This is a genomic window from Achromobacter sp. PD1 (genome assembly GCF_048541815.1).
GTDB classification, from domain to species: Bacteria; Pseudomonadota; Gammaproteobacteria; order Burkholderiales; family Burkholderiaceae_B; genus Achromobacter; species Achromobacter bronchisepticus_A.
Genome location: NZ_CP183349.1, coordinates 6,562,892 through 6,584,473, shown reverse-complemented (window position 1 = coordinate 6,584,473; position 21,582 = coordinate 6,562,892). Strand labels below are relative to the sequence as shown.

Below are 21,582 nucleotides of genomic sequence, written 5' to 3'. Positions count from 1 at the left end.
GGCAAAAGCCCTGTCGCATGCGGCAGGGCTTTTTTGTTTTAAGCTTTTCCAGATTTCGGGCAGCAGCCGGACGGTTCCGGCCCCTGCCTCCCGGCGGCGCCGAATGACGGCCCCGCCCCACTCCTTACCACTACACGCGCGGACATCATGAAATTCGTAGACGAAGCCACCATCGAAGTCGTCGCCGGCAAAGGCGGCAATGGCGTGGCGAGCTTTCGCCGCGAAAAGTTCATTCCCAGAGGCGGCCCGGACGGCGGCGACGGCGGACGCGGCGGCACCATCTTCGCGGTGGCCGACCGCAACATCAACACGCTGATCGACTACCGCTACGCCCGCCTGCACCGCGCCAAGAACGGCGAAAACGGCCGCGGCTCGGACCAGTACGGCGCGGCCGCGCCGGACATCACGCTGCGCGTGCCGGTGGGCACCATCATCCATGACGCCGACACCGGCGAAGTCCTGTTCGACCTGAACCAGCACGAACAAAAAGTCGTGCTGGCCGCCGGCGGCCAGGGCGGCATGGGCAATATCCACTTCAAGTCCAGCGTCAACCGCGCGCCCCGCCAATGGACGCCCGGCAAGGAAGGCGAGCACCGCTACCTGCGCATGGAACTGAAGGTGCTGGCGGACGTGGGCCTGCTGGGCCTGCCCAACGCCGGCAAGTCCACGCTGATCACGCGCATTTCCAATGCCAAGCCGAAGATCGCGGACTACCCCTTCACCACGCTGCACCCCAACCTGGGCGTGGTGCGCACCTCGCCGTCGCGCAGCTTCGTCGTGGCCGACATTCCCGGCCTGATCGAAGGCGCCTCCGAAGGCGCCGGCCTGGGCCACCTGTTCCTGCGCCACCTGGCGCGCACCCGCGTGCTGCTGCACCTGGTGGACGTGTCCACGCCCGACCCGGACGCGGATCCCGTCGAGCAGGCCGTGGTCGACGCGCGCGCCATCGTCGAGGAACTGCGCCGCTACGATCCGGAACTGGCCGCCAAGCCGCGCTGGCTGGTCCTGAACAAGCTGGACATGGTGCCCGACCCCGAGGACACCAAGCGCCGCTTCCTTGAACTCTACGACTGGAAGGGCCCGGTGTTCGGTATTTCCGGCCTGTCGGGTGAAGGCACGCAAGACCTGATCTACGCGCTGCAGGACTACCTGGACGCCGAGCGCGAAAAGGAACACCTGTCGCAAGACCAGGCCGAAGAGAACTATGTCGCGCCGGACCCGCGCTTCGACGACAAGCGCTCGACCGCCGACCAGCGCCCCGCGCCGCGCGGCGACGACGAATAAGCCATAATCGCAGTCCTTACGATTACGCCTTTTTCTCGCCGCAGCCGGCCGCCATCATGTCTGCTGAAACACCTGTCGTTTCCGTCGTCACCAACGCCCAGCGTCTCGTCGCCAAAGTCGGCTCGTCGCTGGTCACCAACGAAGGCCGAGGCCTGGACCGCGCCGCCGTGGCGCACTGGGCCGCGCAGATCGCCGCCCTGCACAAGCAGGGCAAGCAGATCGTGCTGGTCTCCAGCGGCGCCATCGCCGAAGGCATGGCGCGCCTGGGCTGGCGCAAGCGCCCATCGGTGATGCATGAACTGCAGGCGGCCGCGGCCGTGGGCCAGATGGGCCTGTGCCAGGCCTACGAGGCGGCCTTCGCCGAATACGGCCTGCGCACCGCCCAGATCCTGCTGACGCACGAAGACCTGGCCGACCGCCACCGCTACCTGAACGCCCGCAGCACGCTGTTCGCGCTGCTGCGCCTGGGCGTGGTGCCGATCGTGAACGAGAACGACACGGTCGTCACCGACGAAATCCGGCTGGGCGACAACGACACCCTGGGCGCGCTGGTCACCAATCTGATCGAAGCCGACACGCTGATCATCCTGACCGATCAACGCGGCCTGTACGACTCCGATCCGCGCAAGAACCCTGACGCCAAGTTCATGTCGCACGCCCAGGCTGGCGACCCCGCGCTGGAAGCCATGGCTGGCGGCGCGGGCAGCGGCATCGGCACGGGCGGCATGCTGACCAAGGTGTTGGCAGCCAAGCGCGCGGCGCATAGCGGCGCGCATACCGTCATCGCGTCGGGCCGCGAGCGCAACGTGCTCACGCGCCTGGCCCAGGGCGAGTGCATCGGCAGCGAATTGCGCGCCGTGCTGCCCGTGTGGTCCGCGCGCAAGCAGTGGCTGGCCGATCACCTGCGCCTGCGCGGACGCGTGGTGCTGGATGACGGCGCCGTGCAGGCGCTGCTGCGCGAGGGCAAGAGCCTCCTGCCCATCGGCGTGACCGAGGTGGAAGGCGAGTTCGGCCGCGGCGACGTGGTCGCCTGCGTGGATGGCCAGGGCCGCGAATGCGCCCGCGGCCTGATCAACTACTCATCGGCCGACACTCGCCGCATCCTGCGCCAGCCTTCGTCGCAGATCGCGCGCATTCTGGGCAGCATGACCGAACCCGAGCTCATGCATCGGGATAACCTGGTAGTGCTCTAAGACCCTGCATGCTTGCTGCGCCTTGGGGCAGCAGGATGTAGCCCCACCCCCGCACCGCGAGCACGGGCAAGTCGATATTGAGGCGGCGTGCCTTGCTGCGCAGCCGCGACAAGAGCACGTCAACCCGCCGCGCCCCATCCAGGGCTTTGCGCTTACCGGCAGGGAAAAAGCATTCGCGGCGCAGGCAATAGCCCGGCGCGCTCAACAAGCGGACAAAAAAAGCGCGCTCGGTGACCGTCAACGGCAGAAACTCGCCAGCCGGCCCCGCCAGCGCGCCGGCGTGCGGGTCTAGCCTCCAAGGCAAGGCGGTGGACGGCGCGCGCCGGTACAGATTGCGCAGCAGGGCATCCCATTCCAACGCGTCCATACCTGCAGCGGTACAGACATCCGCGCCCGCATCCAGCGCGGCGATGCGATCGGACGCGTCGACATCTGCGGCCTGCCACAGCACCGCCATAGCGGGCGCCGCCCGGCGCAGCATGGCAATGAGGCTTGGCACTCCCAGAGTACCTCCCAAAAGTACCAGGGCATCAGCGCCCTGCGCCTGCAAGTGTTCCAATACGGCAGCGGACGAATCGAACACGCGGACCTGCCAACGCAACAGGCGCAAAGCCTCGGCGAAATTCTCGTCCGCCCTTGCGTCGAGCCGTACGACGAAGACGCTGCCTCGTTGCTCCATGCGCTCACCTTTGATAAATATCACTTAAGTAATATTTATAACCACCAAAGCGCGTGACCAGCAAGCTTCAATCGCCGGTGTGAAAACATTCTCAGACCGACTGAAGCATGCGCGCCTGCTGCGTGGCCACACGCAGAAAGACCTCGCTCGTCTGGCGCGCATTTCGCAAAGCGCCATCGGCAGCTACGAAAGCGGCCTGCGGCACTCAAGCCGCTCGGCCCGCAAGCTGGCACAGGTCCTGAAGGTCGAGGTCGAATGGCTGGAAACCGGCAAGGGTCCGCTGGAACTTCCCGTGGAAGGCTACGACCTCAGCAACACGCTGCCCGCGCCTGGCGTGGCCGAACCCGTACCGCGCCCCGGCGGTCGGCCGCGTCCGATGGCGCCCTGGCCCTTCCCGAATATTTCGCCTTCGCTGTTCGAATCGCTCACGGCCGACGACCGCGTGATCCTTGAATCGATCACACAGGCCTACATCGAAAAAACCATCCTCATCCGCCGCGGCGCCAAAACGCGCGGCCGCAAGCTGGGCTGATCGCGGGCAGCCTTTGCGGGCCTCGCGCAAGCTCACGTCCGCCAAGCGCATCCCAGTGACAGAAATCGCGCAGTAGCTCCCCTGCCTCTCGATAAAGCACGTACAGTGGTCGGCGATTTTTCGCGCCGCCGCTTGCGGTATTACGTGCAACTTCGACTACGCCATTGGCGTACAAACCAATCATGGTTTTCATAGAAGCCAGCGTCTTTACCCGGCAAATCACCTCCCTGCTGCCCGATGATGGCTATCGAGAATTGCAGCGATGTTGCTGGAGGATCCCGCATGCGGCCATGTGATTCCTGGCGGAGGCGGCATACGAAAGGTGCGTCACGCGCGGCCGGGAACCGGCAAGAGCGGTGGGATACGGGTGATCTACTACTGGCTCACCGATGACGACCAGATTCTGATGCTGTTGGCCTACCCAAAGAGCGTGCGGGACAACCTGAGCGCAGCGGAACTTTCTGAACTGCGGACGCTGGTAAAGGACTTGTGAAATGGACAAGCAGTTATTTGCCGATTTGAAGACAAGCCTCAAAGAAGCGGCAGCGATACGCAAGGGAGAGACGCGTCCTTCGAGGATATCCACGCTCGATCCTCTGGACGTGAAGCAGGTGCGCGAACAGACCAAGCTGTCTCAAGCTGAGTTTGCGGCGGCGTTGCAGGTCAGCGTTCGCACCTTGCAAAACTGGGAGCAAAAGCGCCGGGTCCCTACCGGACCGGCTGCCGCGCTGCTGAAAGTCGTGGCCAACGAGCCTGAGATCGCGCTACGCGCCTTGCACCGTTAGGCACACGGGGCCGCGCAAAAGACGCCAAGCCCTCATCAATCCTCCTCCCGCGCATCGTGCGCGGACGTAAAAAAGCCCGGCATTGCCGGGCTTTTCGCCGCTAGCCTCGCTCAGGGCTTGGCAGCGGGAGCCGGAGCAGCACCGCCAGCCGGCGGCACGGCGGCGTCGCCGCGGATCTTGGCGGCGATTTCCGAGGCGGCCTGGGCCGAGGCCACACCGAAGGCCAGCACGCCGCGGTTCAGCGGTTCGCCGATGAGCGGGGCGGCGACCAGTTCCTGGTCGATCACGAGCGCCAGCATGTTGCCGACGTTCTTCGTGCTGACGTCATTGAGCTTGCGCGCGCCGGCTTCCGAGAAGCGCAGGCCGACGAAGTTCTGGCCCTGGCGGTCGACCAGCGCGGCGGCGTCGGTGAGATCTGCGCGCGTCAGGACGGGCACCGTCTGCATGTAGAGCTTGCCGTCGGGCAGGTTGATTTCGCGCATGCCGGCGCCGGGCTGCTTCTGCGCCAGGTAGAAGTCCACTGAGGCCGCGGCGGCGGCGGGCTTGGCGGCCTCTTGGCCTGCTTGCGGCGTGGCGGTATCGCCAGACGTCTTAGTCGGGGCGGTCTTGCAACCCGCTAGCGCCAACGTCACGACTACCAGGGCGGGCGCCAATTTGCGTAGGGTCAGTTGCATGCTCGTTTCCTTCTTAATGTGGACTAAGACCAGGCGATGCACTCCATCCCCGGCACTGGAAAAGTGTACCGAACCTGAATGACAGTGTCGCCCCAGTCTGAATCCAATTGTAAAGCGGTAATACCAGCTGCCGCCTGCTCCGGCTGACACGGCGCAGCAGCCACGCGATTCGTCGGAACGCGCGCCAGCCTCTATACTTCGCTTTCGCGCAGGGGTACTCGTCCCGCCTACATGGCCGGACGTGTTGAGAGAGTCCCTTCGTACCAGTACGGATAATGCCGATGCTGGGAGCCGTATTCCCGCCATGCGTCTTTGCGCGCGCGGCGGGAATTCCTTCCCGATCGGCTCCAACCACTCGCTTGGAGCTTTCCATGAACGCCAATCCCAAATTCCTGGCCGCTACCGCCGAAGTCGACGCGGCGGCCGTCGCACCGCTGCCCAAATCCCGCCGCGTGTATGAAGTGGGCTCGCGCCCCGACATCCGCGTGCCATTCCGCGAGATCGAGCAGGACGATACGCCAACGATGTTCGGCGGCGAGAAGAATCCGCCGCTCACCGTCTACGACTGCAGCGGCCCCTACACCGACCCCGAAGCCAAGATCGACATCCGCCGCGGCCTGCCCGAACTGCGCCGCGCCTGGATCGAAGAGCGCGGCGACACGGAAGTGCTGTCGGGTCCGACCAGCGACTACGGCAAGGAACGCCTGACCGACCCCAAGCTGACGGCCATGCGCTTTGACCTGCAGCGTCCGCCGCGCCGCGCCAAGTCCGGCGCCAACGTGTCGCAGATGCATTACGCGCGCCGCGGCATCATCACGCCGGAAATGGAATACGTGGCGATCCGCGAGAGCCTGCGCCGCGAACACTACCTGCAGACGCTGCGCGACAGCGGCCCCGACGGCGAGAAGATGGTCAAGCGCCTGCTGCGCCAGCACCCGGGCCAGTCCTTCGGCGCCTCCATTCCCGCGGCCATCACGCCCGAGTTCGTGCGCGACGAGATCGCGCGCGGCCGCGCCATCATCCCCGCCAACATCAACCACCCTGAAGTGGAGCCAATGGCCATCGGCCGCAACTTCCTGGTGAAGATCAACGCCAACATCGGCAACTCCGCCGTCAGCTCCGGCATCGGCGAGGAAGTGGAAAAGATGACCTGGGCGATCCGCTGGGGCGGCGACACGGTCATGGATCTGTCCACCGGCAAGCACATCCACGAAACGCGCGAATGGATCATCCGCAACTCGCCCGTGCCGATCGGCACCGTGCCGATCTACCAGGCGCTGGAGAAGGTCGACGGCAAGGCCGAGGACCTGACCTGGGAGATCTTCCGCGACACGCTGATCGAACAGGCCGAACAGGGCGTGGACTATTTCACGATCCACGCGGGCGTGCGCCTGCCGTTCGTTCCGATGACGGCCGACCGCATGACCGGCATCGTCTCGCGCGGCGGCTCGATCATGGCCAAGTGGTGCCTGGCACACCACAAGGAGAGCTTCCTGTACGAGCGCTTCGAGGAAATCTGCGAAATCATGAAGGCCTACGACGTCAGCTTCTCGCTGGGCGACGGCCTGCGTCCGGGCTCGGGCTACGACGCCAACGACGAAGCGCAATTCGCCGAGTTGAAGACCCTGGGCGAGCTGACGCAGGTGGCCTGGAAGCATGACGTACAGGTCATGATCGAAGGCCCGGGCCACGTGCCGATGCAGATGATCAAGGAAAACATGGAGCTGCAACTGGAACATTGCCACGAGGCGCCGTTCTACACGCTGGGCCCCCTGACCACCGACATCGCTCCCGGCTACGACCACATCACTTCCGGCATCGGCGCGGCGCTGATCGGCTGGTACGGCACGGCGATGCTCTGTTATGTGACGCCGAAGGAACACCTGGGCCTGCCGAACAAGAAGGACGTGAAGGACGGCATCATCACGTACAAGATCGCGGCCCACGCGGCAGACCTGGCCAAGGGCCATCCGGGCGCGGCGATCCGCGACAACGCGCTGTCCAAGGCGCGCTTCGAATTCCGCTGGGACGACCAGTTCAACCTGGGGCTGGATCCGGACACGGCGAAGGAATTCCACGACGAGACGCTGCCGAAGGATTCGATGAAGGTGGCGCACTTCTGCTCCATGTGCGGACCGCATTTCTGCTCGATGAAGATCACCCAGGACGTGCGGGATTATGCGGCGGCTCAGGGGGTTAGCGAGAAGGACGCGTTGCAGAAGGGGATGGAGGAGAAGTCCATCGAGTTCGTTAAGAAGGGGGCCGAGGTTTATCATCGGCAGTGATGTTGTTGCTACGTCTGTTTTGAGTTCTTGAGACGCACGACGCGGCAGTGGCCTGCCGGGCGCGGGGCAACGATTGCGGTCCGGAGCCTTCGCTCCGGACTACCCCGTCGTCATCGTCGTCCAGGCCTACGGCCTTCCCTTCCGATTCCCTCGGGCTTATCGACGCCCCGCGCCCGGCAGGCCACTGCCGCGCCGTGCTCTGTCTGTCGAATCTTCACGGACGCTGGGGCGAGCGGTTTGCTTGGCGTTCTTGCCACCGGTGGGGGGTGGGCGAGGATCTTGCGGGGCCCGCCCCCGGCCGGCCGCGCGGGCGGCCTTTGGGGGCTTACGCGGTGTCTGGCGTCCAGTGATGACGCTGCGCGATGGCGGTGACGATTTCAGGTCTTGCGATGGGTGATGCAGGCTCGAGACTGCCCACAAATAACGGCGCACATAACCATCGTCATTTCAACTCCGCCGCCGGATGGGCGGCGCGCGCGAGACGATCTGCGTGCGCAAGCTTCTGTCCAACGCGCGCCGCCCATCACCGCCCCTCCCCCAAAACGGCGATGACCACTAGCAAGCCACCCGCCGCATTCGCGCTAGCGCACCCGTCACGACGCGCGAGCGCGCATGCTCATTACGGCCGCCCGGGCGGCCGCAATGAGCGCCCCTCGCAAGACTCGTCACTGAACACAGCTCTAGCAACGCAACAGGCCAAGACGCAGGTAGCACGGCGGCGCTGGCGGTGTGGCGGCGAGCAACCTCGATGCGCCCGAGGGAATCCGAAGGGAGCCGAAGGCGTACGAGGATGACAACGGGGCAGTCCGGAGCGAAGGCTCCGGACCGCAATCGTGGGCGCTCGCCGCCACACCGCCAGCGCCGCCGTGCGGCCTACGAAGCTTCGCTCATGCACACCGACGAACAGCCCACGAAGCTCCGCTCAAAAACGCCCCAAAAAAACTACAGCAACTTCCCAGGATTCATAATCCCCGCAGGATCCAACACAGCCTTGATTTCCCGCATCAACCGCAACTCCAGCGCATCCTTGCTATGCAGGAAATGATCCCGCTTCAGCTGCCCGATCCCGTGCTCAGCCGAAATGCTCCCGCCATAGCGGTTGACCTCGTCCAGCACCGCGTCCGTGATCGCCGCCCCATGCACCGCCACCCAGTCGCGGTCGGCGCCCGCCGGACGCGACAGGTTGTAGTGCAGGTTGCCGTCGCCGAAGTGGCCGAAGATGAAGGGGCGGATGTCCGGGTACAGCGCGCGCACGCGCGCTTCGGCGGATTCCATGAAAGCGGGGATGTGTTCGATCGGCAGCGACACGTCGTGCTTCAGGTGCGGGCCGTCGGCACGCTGGGCTTCGGAGATTTCCTCGCGCAGCTTCCATAGCGCCTGCAATTGCGCCAGCGATGCGGAAACGGCCGCGTCCAGGCACAGGCCACGCTCCAGCGCCGTGCCGATCACGTTTTCAACAAGGCCGTTGAGCGCGGCCTCGTCGGCCGTGTCCGCCAGCTCCACCAGCACATAGGCCGGATAGCGCTGAGCAAAAGGTTCCTGTACGCCTGCGGCATGCGTCAGCACCAGGTCCAGGCAATCGCCCGAGAAGTATTCGAATGCCTGCAGCCGCGCGCCGCATTGCTCGAACAGGATCTCGAACAGTTGCAGCGCCTGCATCGGCGATTCGACGGCGGCCAGCACCACCGAGCGCACGTCGGTGCGCGGGAACAGGCGCAAGGCAACGGCGGTGATGACGCCCAGCGTGCCTTCGGAACCGATCAGCAATTGCTTGAGGTCATAGCCGGTATTGTCCTTGCGCAGCGTGCGCAGGCCGTGAAAGATCTCGCCCGTGGGCAGCACGGCTTCCAGGCCCAGCACCAGTTCGCGCGCCATGCCGTAGCGCACCACGTTCACGCCGCCCGCGTTGGTGGCGACGTTGCCGCCGATCTGGCTGGAGTCTTCCGCCGCCAGGCTCAGCGGCAGCAGACGGCCAGCGTCCTGCGCGGCGCGGCGCAAGTTGCCCAGGATGGCGCCGGCCTCGGCCACCATGGTGTTGGCGATGGTATCGATGGAGCGCACCGCGTTCATGCGGTCCAGGCTCAGCACCACGTTGCCCGCGGCGGCATCCGGCGTGGCGCCGCCGCACAGGCCGGTGTTGCCGCCGCGCGGCACCACCGGCACGCCTGCCTCCTGGCACAGCGCCAGGCAGGTGGCGACCTCGGCGGTCGTGCGCGGGCGCACCACCGCCTGCGCGTTGCCCTTGTACAGGCCGCGCCAGTCGGACAACCAGGGCGCGATGTCGGCCTCGGCGGTGATGACGGTGTCAGGGCCCAGGGCCTGGACCAGGCGTTGCGTAAAGTCGGATGCGCTCATGATGTCTGCCTTGCGGCGGGAGAGAGGAGATCGAGTTGCAGGCGGCTGGCCGCCTGTTGCAGATGGCGGGCGGCGGCGTGCCGCGCCCGTTCGGGATCGCGGGCGCGGATGGCCTCGAACACGGCCACGTGTTCCTGGTGCACGGCGGCCGTCAGGCCGGCTTGCAGCCGGCTATTGCTGCGCGCGGTGCTGACCGCCAGCCTGAGCTGCAGGTTCAAATACTGCAGCAGGTCCTGGTAGCAGCTGTTGTGCGTGGCGGCGGCGATGGCGCGGTGAAAGGCGATGTCGTGTTCCACGCCCTGCTCCGGGTCGTCCAGATGCGATTCCAGGTCGGCCAGGGCGCTCGCCATGGCAGCCAGGTCCGCATCGTCGCGCCGCAGCGCGGCAAGCGCGGCCGCGCCGCCTTCCAGCTCCATGCGCAGTTCGTAGACCCCGGCCAGCTGCTTGCGGTCCACGGCGATGCCGGCGGATAGCTGGAAGCCCTGTGCGCCGGTGCGCGACAGCACGGTGCTACCGGACCCCTGCCGGCTCTGGATCAGGCCCTGGGCGCGCAGCCGTTCGGTGGCTTCGCGGATGACTGCGGCGCTGACGCCGTATTGCTCAGCCAGCACGCGGCCCGCCGGCAGCTTGGCGCCAATGGGATAGGCGCCCCCGGCGATGTCGGCGGCGATCTGGCGGGCGACCTGTTCGGTCAAGGTGAGGCTCTTGGTCAGCATCCGGGCATTATAGGCACACTTCTCAGGTTATCTGATAACTTTCAAGAAAGAAGCCGCTTCCAGATCGGCTTCAAGCTTGATGGGCTGCCGCGGGCGCGGTGGATCAGGCGACGGCGGGTTCGCCGTCCGGCACGGTATTCTCGACTTCGTCCGCTCCCGCCACGGCGCAGCAGCGGCCGCCCTGCGCCTTGGCGCGGTAGAGGGCGGCGTCGGCGGAATGCATGGCAGCTTCCGGGCTGCGGTTGGCGCCGGACACGATGGAAATGCCTATCGACAGGCCGACGCTGACCCGCGTGCCATCCGCCAGGGTGATCGGCTGGGAGGCGTCGTGCAGCAGGTGCTCGCCCAGCCGCAGGGCGGCCGTGGCGTCGATGCCGGTCACCAGCACGATGAACTCGTCGCCGCCGATCCGCGCCGCCACGTCATCAACCCGCAGCATGGAGCGCATGCGCTGGGCGATGGTCATCAACACCTGGTCGCCGGCGGCATGGCCGTAGGTGTCGTTAATGAGCTTGAAGTCGTCCATGTCCATGTACAGCAGCGCCGCGGAGCTGTCCTGGCCGCGCGCGCTGGTGCAGACGCGTTCCAGGGCGGCCTGCAGGCCGGCGCGATTGGCCAGGCCGGTCAGCGCGTCTTCGCTGGCGCGGCGTTCGCTGGCGCGCTCGGCCAGCATGGTGGATACCAGGATGCGATTGAGCCGGTGCGAGGCGACGCTCATGCTGACCAGATAGAACGGGATCTGGATGAAGACGATGGCCGTGACGTATTCGCCGGTAAAGGCCGCGCCCAGGCACATCGGCCCCAGGCTCAGGAAGATCATGGCGCCGACCAGCCGCGGCGCGCCGTAGTTCCGGAAGCAGATGCCGCCGGCCATGGCCCCGCAGGACACCCCGGCCAAGGTGGCGGCCAGCCAGTCGCCGTTGATGAAAGTGACGAAGACGCCGTAGCCCACGCTGAACGCCCACAACAGGGCCAGCAGGATGTAGATGTCGGTATGGGTATTGCCGCCCTTGGCCGCGGCACGCAAGGCGGACCGCAGGACCAGCACGCGGACCAGCGCCAGCGCCACCTCCAGCGCCAGCCAGGACAGATACAACGGCTCTGGGCGGCGCCAGGCGACCACGCCGGAGATCATCAGGGTGTTGATGACGCCGCCGGCGAAAATGGGCAGCGTGCCGAACAGGCTGGCGATCAGGGCCGAACGGATGTCCGCAGGGGTATCGTGCCCGGAATGCGTCAGCCAACGCGTCAGGCGCCATTTGGGCAAACTGAACTTCAGTGCTGTATCCACGCGATAACCCCAGGCCATCTACCCGCTTTCGGGTAGGCTGGCTGGCGTTATAGCAGGTATTACAAGCGTTTTATATTGTCCGCGGGGCCAATCCCGGGCAGGAAATCAGTGCCCGCGATGGCCGCAGACGGCACATTCCGGGTCGCGCTGGACGTTGACGCTGCGCCATTGCATGGTGCGCACGTCCAGCCACAACAGCCGGCCCGACAGGCTTTCGCCCACCCCGGACAGCAGTTTCAGGGCCTCTGCGGCCTGCATGCTGCCGATGATGCCCACGACCGGGGCGAACACGCCCATCGTGGCGCAATTGGCTTGCTCGACGTCGTCCGCTTCCGGGAACAGGCAGTGGTAACAGGGCGCGTTGTCGTCGCGCAGGTCATAGACGCTGACCTGGCCGTCGAAGCGGATCGCGGCGCCCGACACCAGCGGCTTGCGGTGCTGCACGCAGGCGCGATTGATGGCGTGGCGGGTGGCGAAGTTGTCGGTGCAGTCCAGCACCAGGTCTGCCTGGGCGACGGCGTCGGACAGGGCCTGGCCTTCCAGCCGCTCGACGCGGGCATGAACACGGGTCTGCGGATTGAAGGCCGCCAGCATGTCGCGCCCCGACTCGGCCTTGTGACGGCCGACGCTCGCGGTGGTATGCAGGATCTGGCGTTGCAGGTTGCTCAGCTCGACGACGTCGTCGTCGGCCAGGGTGATGTCGCCCACGCCGGCGGTGGCCAGGTAGAGCGCGGCGGGGGAACCCAGTCCGCCCGCCCCCACGATGAGCACACGCGCCGCCAGCAGTTTTTCCTGCCCTTCGATTCCCAGCTCGTCGAGCAGGATATGGCGGGCGTAGCGCAGCAGTTGCTCGTCGTTCATTTGTCCTTGCTGGGCTCGACTCCGGTCGGCGTGATCTTCATGCGCTGGGGCGTGCCGCCGCCGGCCTTGGCGTCAGCCTTGGCCTGGGCGCGGGCCGAACCCTTCTGCACGGGCTTGCCGGCCAGTACGTTCAAGGCCTGCTGCAGCTGGAAGTCGTCCTTGCCGCCGAATTCGAACACCTTGGCAGGCAGGTCGGCGTTATCTTCGCCGGCGCTGGACTTCACTTCGTTGGCGGTCTGCTGGTTGGACAGGTGGCGCTGCAGGTCGGCTTCGCGCGGCAGGCGGAACAGGTCGCCTTCGGCCGTGTCGGCGACGACGTAATCAGGTTCGATGCCGGTGGCCTGGATGGAGCGGCCGCTGGGCGTGAAGTAGCGCGAGGTGGTCAGCTTGACCGCGGTGGTTTCGGACAGCGGCAGGATCACCTGCACCGAGCCCTTGCCGAAGGTGCGGTTGCCCAGGACCTTGGCGCGCTTGTGGTCCTGCAGCGCGCCGGCCACGATCTCGGAGGCCGAGGCGGAGCCCACGTTCACCAGCACCACCATCGGCACGGTCTTGGTCCAGGCCGGCAGGCCGGCCAGGTAGTTGCTTTCGCCGCGGGCGTACTCCGAAGGCGTGGCCAGGTACTTATGGCGGGCGTCGGGAGTGCGGCCGTCGGTGGTCACCACCACCGAGTCAGGCGGCAGGAACGCGCCGGACACGCCGATGGCGCTGGTCAGCAGGCCGCCCGGATCGTTGCGCAGGTCCAGCACCAGGCCCTTGGGGGCTTCCTTGGCGCCGAGGTCCTTCAATTGCTTGGCCAGGTCGGAGCCGGTCTTTTCCTGGAACTGGGCGACGCGGACGTAGCCGATGCCGTTGTCCAGCATCTTGCTGCGCACGCTGCGCACCTTGATGATGTCGCGCACGATCTGCAGCACGATGGGCTGCGGACGGTCGGCGCGCATGATGGTCAGCGTGATCGGCGACTTGGGCGCGCCGCGCATCAGCTTGACGGCGTCGTTGAGCGTCATGCCCTTGGTGGGCGTGTCGTCGATCTTGATGATGAGGTCGCCAGCCATCACGCCAGCGCGGGCCGCGGGCGTATCTTCGATGGGGGAGATGACCTTCACGAAGCCGTCTTCGGCGCCGACCTCGATGCCCAGGCCGCCGAACTCGCCTTGCGTGGCCGTCTGCATTTCGCGGAAGGCGTCGGCGTCCAGGTAGGCCGAGTGCGGATCCAGGTTCGACACCATGCCGGAGATGGCATTGTCGATCAGGGTCTTGTCGTCGACGGCCTCGACGTAGTTGTTCTTGATGGCGGCGAACACATTGCTCAGCTGCCTGAGTTCGTCCAGTGGCAGAGGGCTGCCGCGCTGGGCGACCGCAGTCACGCCTACGCTGAGCAACACACCAGCCACCGCACCGATGGCAATCAGACCGAAACCGCGAAACTTACGAGTGCCCATGCACACTTCCCGAATTTTGTTTTCGCCGATGGGGTTTGGTAATTACCAACGACATCAATCTACTGCGCCAGCCATTGTGCCGGATCCACAGGAGCGCCACGATGGCGAATTTCAAAGTATAGGCCGGATTCCACTTGGCCGCCGGTCGCCCCGACCGTGGCGATGGTATCGCCACCCGTCACCGAATCTCCCACCCGTTTGAGCAGACTTTGGTTGTAAGCATAGACGGTCAGGTATTGCTGCCCATGATCCACAATGATGAGGTTGCCAAAACCCCGCAGCCAATCGGCGTAGACCACCGTGCCGGGGGCCACCACCTTGACCGGCGTGCCTTCAGCCGCGCGCAGCACCACGCCGCGCCATACGCCGCCGTCCGGGCGGTCGACCCCGAAACGTCCCTGCACCTGGCCGCGCACCGGCATGGACAGCCCGTGGCGCAAGCCGTTGCCGCCGCCCACCGGCGCGGCGCGCGCGGTCTGGGTCTGCTGAGCGGGCTCACTACGGGTTGGAGCGGGTTTTTCCTCTATAGGTTCCGCCTTTTTGGGCGGTTCCGCGGGTTTGGCCTGAGGCGGCGGTTCGGGCGTGGTCAGCCGCGACTGCTTCTGCTCGGCCGGGCGCAGTCCGGCGGCATCCGGGTCGGCCACCGCCACGGGACCGCGGTTCTGGCGCGAGGCGGCTTCGACCTGTTCGCGCGCCTGGGCGGCATCGCGGGCGTCACGCTCGCGCTTGGCATTGTCGGCGGCCTGCTTGGCGTTGTCGGCGGCGAGCTTGCGGTCAGCCTCGGCCTTCTTGCGAGCGTCTTCGGCGGCGCGGCGCTCGGCGTCGGCGCGCTTCTTGGCTTCTTCAGCGGCGCGGCGCGCTTCTTCCGCGCGGCGCACTTCCTCGGCCCGCTTGCGCGCTTCCTCGGCGCGGCGGGCGTCCTCGATCTGCTTGGCGATGGCCGCGTCCAGATCGGTGATGAGCCGCGACAGGCGCTGGTCGTCGCGTCCCAGTTTGTTGGCTTCGGCACGCTGGGCGGCGATCTGCCCTTCCAGCTGGGCCAGCAGCGTGGCGCGCTCCTTCTGCTGACCGACCAGCGCGGTCTTCTGCTCGGAGGTCTCGGCCACGACTTTTTCGATTTCGGCGCGGCGGGCGTCGGCGCGCCCCTGAAGGGCGGCCAGTCGCTCGATGTCCTCGCGCAGGGCCTGCACGGCCTTGGCGCGAGCCTGCGACACGTAATCCAGATAGCCCAGGTTGCGCCCCAGCACCTGGGGATCGTCGCCGGACAACAGGGCGGTCCAGGGTGACAGGCCGCTGGTGTACTGGGTGCGCAGCTGTTCAGCCAGTTCGGTGCGGCGCTTGGCCAGCACCACCTGCTGGGCGCCGATCTGCTTTTCCAGGCCGGTCAGGTCGGCCTGCGCCTGACGGTTGGCCTCGGCCAGCTCCCGCAGGCGCAGGTTGATCTTGGAAATCGCCGACTCGGACTGCTTGAGCGCGTCGGCGGCTTCCTTGCGGGCAGCCTCGCGGTCATCGATATCCTTTTGCAGGTTCTCGATGCGGTCGCGCAAGGCGGCCTGCTGCTTTTCCGCGTCGGACTGGCGGCCGGCGAGGTCATTGGGCGCGGCGCGAGCCGACAGCGCTCCACCGGTCAACATGACCGCCAACAACAACCCTGCCGCGCGACGCATAGGAATATCAGTCCTTCTTAGCCTTGCCCTGGGCTGCCACCGCAGCCATGGCCGCCTCGATCTCGGCGGCATCGCCCAGATAATAGTGGCGGATCGGGCGCAGGTCATCATCCAATTCGTACACCAGCGGCTGGCCGGTGGGAATATTCAGGTTGACGATGTCTTCGTCCGACACGTTGTCCAGGTGCTTGATCAGGGCGCGCAGGCTGTTGCCGTGGGCGGCGATCAGGACATTGCGGCCGGCGCGGATCGCCGGGGCGATGGATTCGTTCCAGAACGGCAGCACGCGAGCCACGGTGTCCTTCAGGCATTCGGTGGCGGGCAGCTGGTCGGCCGGCACCTTGGCGTAGCGCTTGTCGAAACGCGGATGGCGCTCGTCGTCCAGGGCGAGCGGCTCCGGGGCGATGGCGTAGGCGCGGCGCCAGACCAGCACTTGCTCGTCGCCGTACTTGGCGGCGGTTTCAGCCTTGTTCAGGCCTTGCAGCGCACCGTAGTGGCGTTCGTTCAGGCGCCAGGTCACGCCGACCGGGGTGTACATGGCATCCATGGCGTCCAGGGCGATCCACAGGGTGCGGATGGCGCGCTTGAGCAGCGACGAGTAGGCCAGGTCGAAGGTGTAGCCTTCTTTCTTGAGCAGTTCGCCGGCCTTGCGGGCCTGTTCGCGGCCGGTCTCGGTGAGGTCGACGTCGGTCCAACCGGTGAAGCGGTTTTCCAGATTCCACTGGCTTTCGCCGTGGCGCATCAGAACGAGTTTGTGCATGATTTGGGACGCTTGTAACGCGGGTTAAAGTGAAGGAATGCGCTCATTTTATAATTGAGCGATTTTGCCCTTGATTTTGCCCCGGCGCACCCGCCCATTTCCGCGGCGCGGCGCATCAGGGTTTGCCTATACCAGGCTAGTCGCCGCACTTCAGGATGCCCCGTGGACCTTTTGCAATTCTTGATCGATAAAAACAACGTCTTCATCGTCGCCGTTGCCGTGATCTCCGGCATCATGCTGGCCATCCCCGCCCTGCGCAAAGGCCGCACCGGTTCGGCCGTGAGCACGACCGAGGCCATCCAGATGGTCAACCAGCGCCAGGCCGTGTGGGTCGACGTCCGTCCCGCCGAACAGTTCCAGGCCGGCCACATCGCCCAGGCCCGCAACGTGCCGGCGGCCGATCTGGAGCAGAAAGCCGCCTCGCTGCCCAAGAACAAGCCGCTGGTCGTGGTTTGCGACAATGGCCGCGATTCGGCCCGCGCCGCCGCCAAGCTGCGCGCCCAGGGTTTCGCCGACGTCGTGCCGCTGGAAGGCGGCATGCGCGCCTGGTCGGCGGCCAGCCTGCCCGTGACCCAGAAGGGTTGAAGCCTGGGGCCTCGCCCCCATCTACCTATTCTTGTACTCACAGGAGCGCCCATGAATAAAGTCGTCATGTACAGCAAGGACTATTGTCCCTATTGCGCCCGCGCCAAGGCCTTGCTCGAGCAGCGCGGCGTGACCGACCTGGAAATCATCCAGATCGACCGGGACCCGTCCCAACGCGACGTCATGATCGAACGCACCGGCCGGCGCACCGTCCCGCAGATCTTCATCGGCGATACCCATGTCGGCGGTTGCGACGACCTGATGGCCCTGGACCGCTCGGGTGGCCTTGCCCCCATGCTGGCCAGCTAATCGCCCCTTTTTGCCCCTCCCACCAACGGAAACACTCATGGCTGATCAAGACCAAAACTCCCAGCAAGAAGGCGGCAACGCGCCCTCGTTCAATCTGCAGCGCGTCTACCTGAAAGACCTTTCGCTGGAAATGCCGAACGCGCCCCACGTCTTCCTGGAGCAGGAAGCGCCCCAGGTCGAGGTGAGCATCACCGTGGGCGGCCAACGCCTGGCTGAAACCGTGTTCGAAACCACGGTCACCGTCACCGTCACCACCCGCATCAACGAGAAGGTCGTGTACCTGGTCGAAGGCACGCAAGCCGGTATCTTCGAGGCCGCCAACATCCCCGAAGAACAGCTCGACCCGCTGCTGGGCATCGTCTGCCCGACCATGCTGTACCCCTACCTGCGCGCCAACATCGCCGACGCGATCACCCGCACCTCGATGCCGCCGCTGCACCTGACCGAAGTCAACTTCCAGGCCCTGTACGAGCAACGCCTGGCCGAGCTGCAACAGCAGCAAAGCGCCGCCAACGGCAATGGCAGCGACTCGGGCATCATCCTGCCCCCCGGCGCGACTCGCCAGTAAAGCAGCCGCGGCGCCCCATGAAAAGAGCCCCCACGCCGCGCCTTCGGCTTGCTGCCCCCCGTGGGGGTGCTTTTCATCTTGAGGCGGCTCGGCGATGAAAAATCCCATCCAGCCACGCCTGCGCGTCGCCGTCCTGGGTGCGGGAAGCTGGGGCACCGCGCTGGCGGCGGCCGCCAGCCGCCGCCACGCCACCGTACTCTGGGCGCGCGATGCCGCGCAGGCCGCCGACATGGCGGCCTCGCACGAAAACGCGCGCTACCTGCCAGGCATCGCCCTGCCGCAGGCACTGAATATCTCCTCCGATCTCGACGCCACGCTGCGCAGCCTGCAAGAAGACGGCGCGCGCCGCCTGATCGTGCTGGGCGTGCCCGTGGCCGGCCTGACCGCCATCTGCGGCGAGCTGTCCCGCCGGCTGCCCGCGCTGGGATTACAGGACACGCCCATCGTCTGGACGTGCAAGGGCTTTGAAGCCGACACGGCCAGGCTGCCCCATGAAATCATGCGCGAGGCCTTGCCCGGCGCCACTGGCGGCGCATTGTCGGGCCCCTCGTTCGCGCGCGAAGTCGCGCAGGGCCTGCCAGTCGCGCTGACCGTGGCCAGCGACAGCCCCGCCTTGCGCGACGCCACCACCGCCGCCTTCCATGGCGCGGCGCTGCGCGTGTATGCCAGCACCGACCTGGTCGGCGTGGAAGTGGGCGGCGCGCTGAAGAACGTGATCGCGGTCGCCTGCGGCATCGGCGACGGCCTGGCCCTGGGCACCAATGCCCGCGCCGCGCTGATCACCCGCGGCCTGGCCGAGATGACCCGCTTCGGCGTGGCGCTGGGCGCGCAGGCCGAGACCTTTGCCGGGCTGACCGGCCTGGGCGACCTGGTCCTGACCGCGACCGGCGAGCTGTCGCGCAACCGCCGCGTGGGCCTGGAGATCGGCGCCGGCCGCAAGCTGGCCGACATCCTGGCCAGCGGCATCACGGCCGAAGGCGTGCGCTGCGCGCGCGCTGCGCTGGACCGCGCCCGCGCCATCGGCGTCGAACTGCCCATCACCGAAGCCGTCTGCGCCGTGCTGTTCGACGGCGTGGCCCCCATGACGGCCGTGTCCGCCCTGCTGGCGCGCGACGCCCGCTACGAAAGCGGGGTAGCCAGCCAGCCGGAAGCGGCGCCGGACGACCGGCCCCACTGAGTCGCCCCAAAAACAAATACCCCGCACAACCCGAGGAGACATCCTTCATGACGCAAGCCCGCAAGTTCCGGGTCGGCCCGCTGCTACGCGGCCTGTGCCTGAGCCTGGCCGCGATTCTGCCGGCCGCCGCCCACGCCGACTGGCCCGACCGTCCGATCCACATGGTCGTGCCCTTCCCGCCCGGCTCGTCGCCCGACATCCTGGCGCGCACCATCTCGGAACCGCTGTCGCAGGCGCTGGGCCAGCCCATCGTGATCGACAACAAGCCGGGCGCGGGCGGCAACATCGGCACCCGCATCGTGTCGCAGGCCAAGCCGGACGGCTACACGCTGCTCTACACGATCAACGGCCCGCTGGTCACCGCCCCCACGCTGTACAAGAAGACGCTGGGCTACGACCCGCTGCGCGATCTGCAGCCGGTATCGCTGGTGGGCACCAGCCCCAACGTGCTGGTTGTGCCCAGCAGCCTGAAGGTCGATAACGTCAAGGACTTCGTCGCGCTGGTGAAGGGCCGCGGCAATTCGCTGAACTACGGTTCCGTCGGCCCGGGCAGCTCGGCCCACCTGGCGATGGAGATGTTCAAGGAAAGCGCGGGCGTGGACCTGGCGCACATCCCCTATTCCGGCTTCCCGCAGGTCATCTCGGCCATCATCGGCGGCGATGTCCAGGCCGGCTTCATGGTGCCGGCCATCGCCGTGCCCCAGGCGCGCGACGGCAAGGTGAAGCTGCTGGCCGTGACCAGCCTGCAGCCCAGCGAGGCGCTGCCGGGCGTGCCGACGATGGCGTCCCAGGGCTATCCGGACTTTGAAGCCATTTCCTGGAACGCCGTGCTGGTTCCGGCCGGCACGCCCACGCCCATCGTCGAACGGCTCAACAGCGAGCTGGCGCGCATCATCGGCAGCGACGCGGTGCGCAAGCAGCTGGCGCTGCAGTACTTCACGCCCGCGCCGTCCACGCCCGAAGCCCTGACCGCCCGCATCAAGAATGAAAAGGCGCGCTGGGATCAGGTGATCGAGAAGTTGAATCTGTCGCTGGACTGATTGCAGCCCAGCCGTGACGGGCCGGGCGCGCCGGATTCAGCGCGCCCCGTCACACTCCCCCTTCATACCCCTGCTGGCGCCAGGCCTCGAACACCGTCACCGCAACGGCATTGGACAGGTTCAGGCTGCGTTGGCCGGCGCGCATCGGCAGGCGCAGGCGCTGCTGGGGCGGGAACATCGCCTGATGTTCCTCCGACAGGCCCGCGGTTTCGCGGCCGAACACGAACACGTCGCCCGGCTTGAAGCCGATGTCCGCCACGCTGCGCTGCGCGTGCGTGGTCAGCGCATAGATGCTGGACGGCGCGGCGCCGGTATCGGCCAGGGCCTCTTGCAGCGTGTCATGCACGCGGACCGGCTGCCATTCGTGGTAATCCAAGCCGGCGCGGCGCATGCGGGCGTCGTCGAGCTCGAAGCCCAAGGGACGCACCAAGTGCAATTGCGCGCCCGTATTGGCGCACAGGCGGATGGCGTTGCCGGTATTGGGCGGGATTTCGGGACAAACGAGGATGACGTGGAACATGGTGCTCGGGACTCGGGACGGCTTGCGGCGGAAACGTCGCCGCACACCGGGAATTGTCGCCGATTTGCCTGCGGGCCGGCTCAGGGCGTACGCGCGGCCACCAGCACCATGACGTCCGCCGCGCCTGCCGCCCGCAGCGCGGCGGCGGCCGCGTTGGCGGTGCTGCCGGTGGTCATGACGTCGTCCACCAATAGCAGCTGCCGGCCGCGCACGTCGCCCACGCAATAGAACAGGTTTTGCGCCCCGAGCCGGCGGGCCTGGCGGCCCTGTGCGGTCTGCCGGGGCGTCTCGCGCCGGCGCCGCAGCAGCCCGCGCGCCAGCGGCAGCCCCAGCTCCGCCGCCAGGCTGCGCGCAATTTCACCGGCCGGATTCATGCCGCGTTGCCGCAGCGATGCGCGGCTGGCGGGAACGGCCGCCAGCAAGGCGCCGTCCGGTACCGGACCGTCGCGGGCGACGGCAGCCGCGATCAACCGGGCCAGCACCGGCGCCATGCTGAGCCGCAGGCGGGTCTTCAGCATCAGGATCAGGGTGTCGGCGGGCGGCGCGTAATCGAAGGCGGCAATCGTGCGCGAAAACGCCCGGGGCGCGCCCAGGCAGGCGGCGCAGTGCGGCGCGTCCGGACGCAACCGCAGGGCGCAAAAAGGGCAGCGGCGCGGAGCATGACCGCGCGCGACGGCCGCGGCCCCGGCACCGGCCCCGGCCCCGGCCCGGTGGAGAGCATCCCCGCAGATATCCGCCTCGCAGCCCGCGCAAAGCCGCGCACCCGCCACCCGGGCGCCGCACAAGGGGCAATCGCAACCGACCCGCGACAGCAGCCACCGCCCCATGGCCCGTAGGGGCAATCGGAAGCCGCGGCCGG

Annotated in this window: 21 protein-coding genes and 1 pseudogene; 11 read left to right on the top strand and 11 right to left on the bottom strand. The window is 66.9% G+C overall.

The features are described from left to right. Positions 1-147: 147 nt before the first annotated feature. Positions 148-1,284: a GTPase ObgE gene (gene obgE / locus ACM1PE_RS31075; RefSeq protein WP_059378158.1), complete on the top strand. Its 1,137-nt coding sequence runs from the start codon at positions 148-150 to the stop codon at positions 1,282-1,284. A gap of 56 nt (positions 1,285-1,340) precedes the next feature. Then, complete coding sequence (gene proB / locus ACM1PE_RS31070; protein ID WP_059378159.1) at positions 1,341-2,477, top strand: glutamate 5-kinase; 1,137 nt, start codon at positions 1,341-1,343, stop codon at positions 2,475-2,477. Here proB and ACM1PE_RS31065 read toward each other — a convergent pair. Further along, positions 2,446-3,156 carry a transcriptional regulator gene (locus tag ACM1PE_RS31065; RefSeq protein ID WP_419342081.1) on the bottom strand — a complete coding sequence of 237 codons (711 nt, stop codon included), beginning with the start codon at positions 3,154-3,156 and terminating at the stop codon, positions 2,446-2,448. The two genes, proB and ACM1PE_RS31065, sit on opposite strands and share 32 nt — an antisense overlap. Positions 3,157-3,235: 79 nt before the next feature. Here ACM1PE_RS31065 and ACM1PE_RS31060 point away from each other — a divergent pair, with 79 nt between their 5' ends. The 3 genes and pseudogenes from ACM1PE_RS31060 (at position 3,236) to nadS (ending at position 4,473) form a co-directional block, all read left to right on the top strand. Continuing rightward, a complete protein-coding gene (locus ACM1PE_RS31060) occupies positions 3,236-3,688 on the top strand; it encodes a helix-turn-helix domain-containing protein (protein ID WP_059378162.1) in 453 nt (150 codons plus the stop codon). Positions 3,689-3,870: 182 nt separating this feature from the next. Continuing rightward, positions 3,871-4,181: pseudogene (locus ACM1PE_RS31055) on the top strand (type II toxin-antitoxin system RelE/ParE family toxin). Between the two features lies 1 nt (position 4,182). Beyond that, positions 4,183-4,473, top strand: coding sequence for a NadS family protein (gene nadS / locus ACM1PE_RS31050; RefSeq protein WP_059378163.1), 291 nt, complete (start codon positions 4,183-4,185; stop codon positions 4,471-4,473). A gap of 110 nt (positions 4,474-4,583) precedes the next feature. Here nadS and ACM1PE_RS31045 read toward each other — a convergent pair whose 3' ends face one another. Further along, complete coding sequence (locus ACM1PE_RS31045) at positions 4,584-5,147, bottom strand: SecDF P1 head subdomain-containing protein (RefSeq protein ID WP_059378164.1); 564 nt, start codon at positions 5,145-5,147, stop codon at positions 4,584-4,586. A gap of 371 nt (positions 5,148-5,518) precedes the next feature. Between ACM1PE_RS31045 and thiC the strand changes: the two genes are divergently transcribed. Next, positions 5,519-7,432 (top strand): phosphomethylpyrimidine synthase ThiC, encoded by a 1,914-nt coding sequence (thiC, locus tag ACM1PE_RS31040; RefSeq protein ID WP_419342080.1) that lies wholly within the window; start codon positions 5,519-5,521, stop codon positions 7,430-7,432. Positions 7,433-8,374: 942 nt separating this feature from the next. Here thiC and ACM1PE_RS31035 read toward each other — a convergent pair. The 7 genes from ACM1PE_RS31035 to gpmA form a co-directional block, all read right to left on the bottom strand. After that, a complete protein-coding gene (locus ACM1PE_RS31035; RefSeq protein WP_059378168.1) occupies positions 8,375-9,787 on the bottom strand; it encodes an FAD-binding oxidoreductase in 1,413 nt (470 codons plus the stop codon). Continuing rightward, complete coding sequence (locus ACM1PE_RS31030) at positions 9,784-10,503, bottom strand: FadR/GntR family transcriptional regulator (protein WP_118931594.1); 720 nt, start codon at positions 10,501-10,503, stop codon at positions 9,784-9,786. The genes ACM1PE_RS31035 and ACM1PE_RS31030 overlap by 4 nt, the downstream gene beginning before the upstream one ends. Positions 10,504-10,606: 103 nt before the next feature. Beyond that, entirely contained in the window at positions 10,607-11,794 is a 1,188-nt protein-coding gene (locus tag ACM1PE_RS31025) for a GGDEF domain-containing protein (RefSeq protein ID WP_059378344.1), read from the bottom strand. Between the two features lie 105 nt (positions 11,795-11,899). Continuing rightward, entirely contained in the window at positions 11,900-12,655 is a 756-nt protein-coding gene (locus ACM1PE_RS31020) for a HesA/MoeB/ThiF family protein (RefSeq protein WP_059378175.1), read from the bottom strand. Next, a complete protein-coding gene (locus ACM1PE_RS31015) occupies positions 12,652-14,097 on the bottom strand; it encodes a S41 family peptidase (protein ID WP_419342078.1) in 1,446 nt (481 codons plus the stop codon). The genes ACM1PE_RS31020 and ACM1PE_RS31015 overlap by 4 nt, the downstream gene beginning before the upstream one ends. Positions 14,098-14,156: 59 nt before the next feature. Next, positions 14,157-15,764, bottom strand: coding sequence for a peptidoglycan DD-metalloendopeptidase family protein (locus tag ACM1PE_RS31010; RefSeq protein ID WP_419342076.1), 1,608 nt, complete (start codon positions 15,762-15,764; stop codon positions 14,157-14,159). Between the two features lie 7 nt (positions 15,765-15,771). Further along, on the bottom strand, positions 15,772-16,524 hold the full coding sequence (gpmA, locus tag ACM1PE_RS31005) for a 2,3-diphosphoglycerate-dependent phosphoglycerate mutase (RefSeq protein WP_059378183.1): 753 nt from the start codon (positions 16,522-16,524) through the stop codon (positions 15,772-15,774). Between the two features lie 162 nt (positions 16,525-16,686). Here gpmA and ACM1PE_RS31000 point away from each other — a divergent pair, with 162 nt between their 5' ends. The 5 genes from ACM1PE_RS31000 (at position 16,687) to ACM1PE_RS30980 (ending at position 20,203) form a co-directional block, all read left to right on the top strand. Then, on the top strand, positions 16,687-17,109 hold the full coding sequence (locus ACM1PE_RS31000; protein WP_059378185.1) for a rhodanese-like domain-containing protein: 423 nt from the start codon (positions 16,687-16,689) through the stop codon (positions 17,107-17,109). A 51-nt stretch (positions 17,110-17,160) separates the two neighbouring features. Beyond that, a complete protein-coding gene (grxC, locus tag ACM1PE_RS30995; protein WP_054457721.1) occupies positions 17,161-17,418 on the top strand; it encodes a glutaredoxin 3 in 258 nt (85 codons plus the stop codon). A gap of 37 nt (positions 17,419-17,455) precedes the next feature. Beyond that, complete coding sequence (gene secB / locus ACM1PE_RS30990) at positions 17,456-17,986, top strand: protein-export chaperone SecB (RefSeq protein WP_059378188.1); 531 nt, start codon at positions 17,456-17,458, stop codon at positions 17,984-17,986. A 94-nt stretch (positions 17,987-18,080) separates the two neighbouring features. Then, complete coding sequence (locus ACM1PE_RS30985; RefSeq protein WP_059378190.1) at positions 18,081-19,163, top strand: NAD(P)H-dependent glycerol-3-phosphate dehydrogenase; 1,083 nt, start codon at positions 18,081-18,083, stop codon at positions 19,161-19,163. 47 nt (positions 19,164-19,210) lie between these two features. Then, a complete protein-coding gene (locus ACM1PE_RS30980) occupies positions 19,211-20,203 on the top strand; it encodes a Bug family tripartite tricarboxylate transporter substrate binding protein (RefSeq protein ID WP_059378192.1) in 993 nt (330 codons plus the stop codon). Between the two features lie 49 nt (positions 20,204-20,252). Here the strand turns inward: ACM1PE_RS30980 and ACM1PE_RS30975 are convergent, their stop codons facing one another. After that, complete coding sequence (locus ACM1PE_RS30975; RefSeq protein WP_013396662.1) at positions 20,253-20,723, bottom strand: tRNA (cytidine(34)-2'-O)-methyltransferase; 471 nt, start codon at positions 20,721-20,723, stop codon at positions 20,253-20,255. A gap of 80 nt (positions 20,724-20,803) precedes the next feature. After that, complete coding sequence (locus ACM1PE_RS30970) at positions 20,804-21,349, bottom strand: ComF family protein (protein WP_316253296.1); 546 nt, start codon at positions 21,347-21,349, stop codon at positions 20,804-20,806. Positions 21,350-21,582 lie beyond the last annotated feature (233 nt).

What these genes read in the sequence shown, in the direction of transcription:
- thiC (WP_419342080.1), top strand. Translation starts at nt 5,519, where the DNA reads ATGAACGCCAATCCCAAATTCCTGGCCGCTACCGCCGAAGTCGACGCG.
- ACM1PE_RS31065 (WP_419342081.1), bottom strand. Translation starts at nt 3,156, where the DNA reads ATGGAGCAACGAGGCAGCGTCTTCGTCGTACGGCTCGACGCAAGGGCG.
- gpmA (WP_059378183.1), bottom strand. Translation starts at nt 16,524, where the DNA reads ATGCACAAACTCGTTCTGATGCGCCACGGCGAAAGCCAGTGGAATCTG.
- ACM1PE_RS31010 (WP_419342076.1), bottom strand. Translation starts at nt 15,764, where the DNA reads ATGCGTCGCGCGGCAGGGTTGTTGTTGGCGGTCATGTTGACCGGTGGA.
- obgE (WP_059378158.1), top strand. Translation starts at nt 148, where the DNA reads ATGAAATTCGTAGACGAAGCCACCATCGAAGTCGTCGCCGGCAAAGGC.
- ACM1PE_RS31045 (WP_059378164.1), bottom strand. Translation starts at nt 5,147, where the DNA reads ATGCAACTGACCCTACGCAAATTGGCGCCCGCCCTGGTAGTCGTGACG.
- ACM1PE_RS30985 (WP_059378190.1), top strand. Translation starts at nt 18,081, where the DNA reads ATGAAAAATCCCATCCAGCCACGCCTGCGCGTCGCCGTCCTGGGTGCG.
- ACM1PE_RS31030 (WP_118931594.1), bottom strand. Translation starts at nt 10,503, where the DNA reads ATGCTGACCAAGAGCCTCACCTTGACCGAACAGGTCGCCCGCCAGATC.
- ACM1PE_RS31035 (WP_059378168.1), bottom strand. Translation starts at nt 9,787, where the DNA reads ATGAGCGCATCCGACTTTACGCAACGCCTGGTCCAGGCCCTGGGCCCT.
- ACM1PE_RS30975 (WP_013396662.1), bottom strand. Translation starts at nt 20,723, where the DNA reads ATGTTCCACGTCATCCTCGTTTGTCCCGAAATCCCGCCCAATACCGGC.
- nadS (WP_059378163.1), top strand. Translation starts at nt 4,183, where the DNA reads ATGGACAAGCAGTTATTTGCCGATTTGAAGACAAGCCTCAAAGAAGCG.
- secB (WP_059378188.1), top strand. Translation starts at nt 17,456, where the DNA reads ATGGCTGATCAAGACCAAAACTCCCAGCAAGAAGGCGGCAACGCGCCC.
- grxC (WP_054457721.1), top strand. Translation starts at nt 17,161, where the DNA reads ATGAATAAAGTCGTCATGTACAGCAAGGACTATTGTCCCTATTGCGCC.
- ACM1PE_RS31015 (WP_419342078.1), bottom strand. Translation starts at nt 14,097, where the DNA reads ATGGGCACTCGTAAGTTTCGCGGTTTCGGTCTGATTGCCATCGGTGCG.
- ACM1PE_RS30980 (WP_059378192.1), top strand. Translation starts at nt 19,211, where the DNA reads ATGACGCAAGCCCGCAAGTTCCGGGTCGGCCCGCTGCTACGCGGCCTG.
- ACM1PE_RS31020 (WP_059378175.1), bottom strand. Translation starts at nt 12,655, where the DNA reads ATGAACGACGAGCAACTGCTGCGCTACGCCCGCCATATCCTGCTCGAC.
- proB (WP_059378159.1), top strand. Translation starts at nt 1,341, where the DNA reads ATGTCTGCTGAAACACCTGTCGTTTCCGTCGTCACCAACGCCCAGCGT.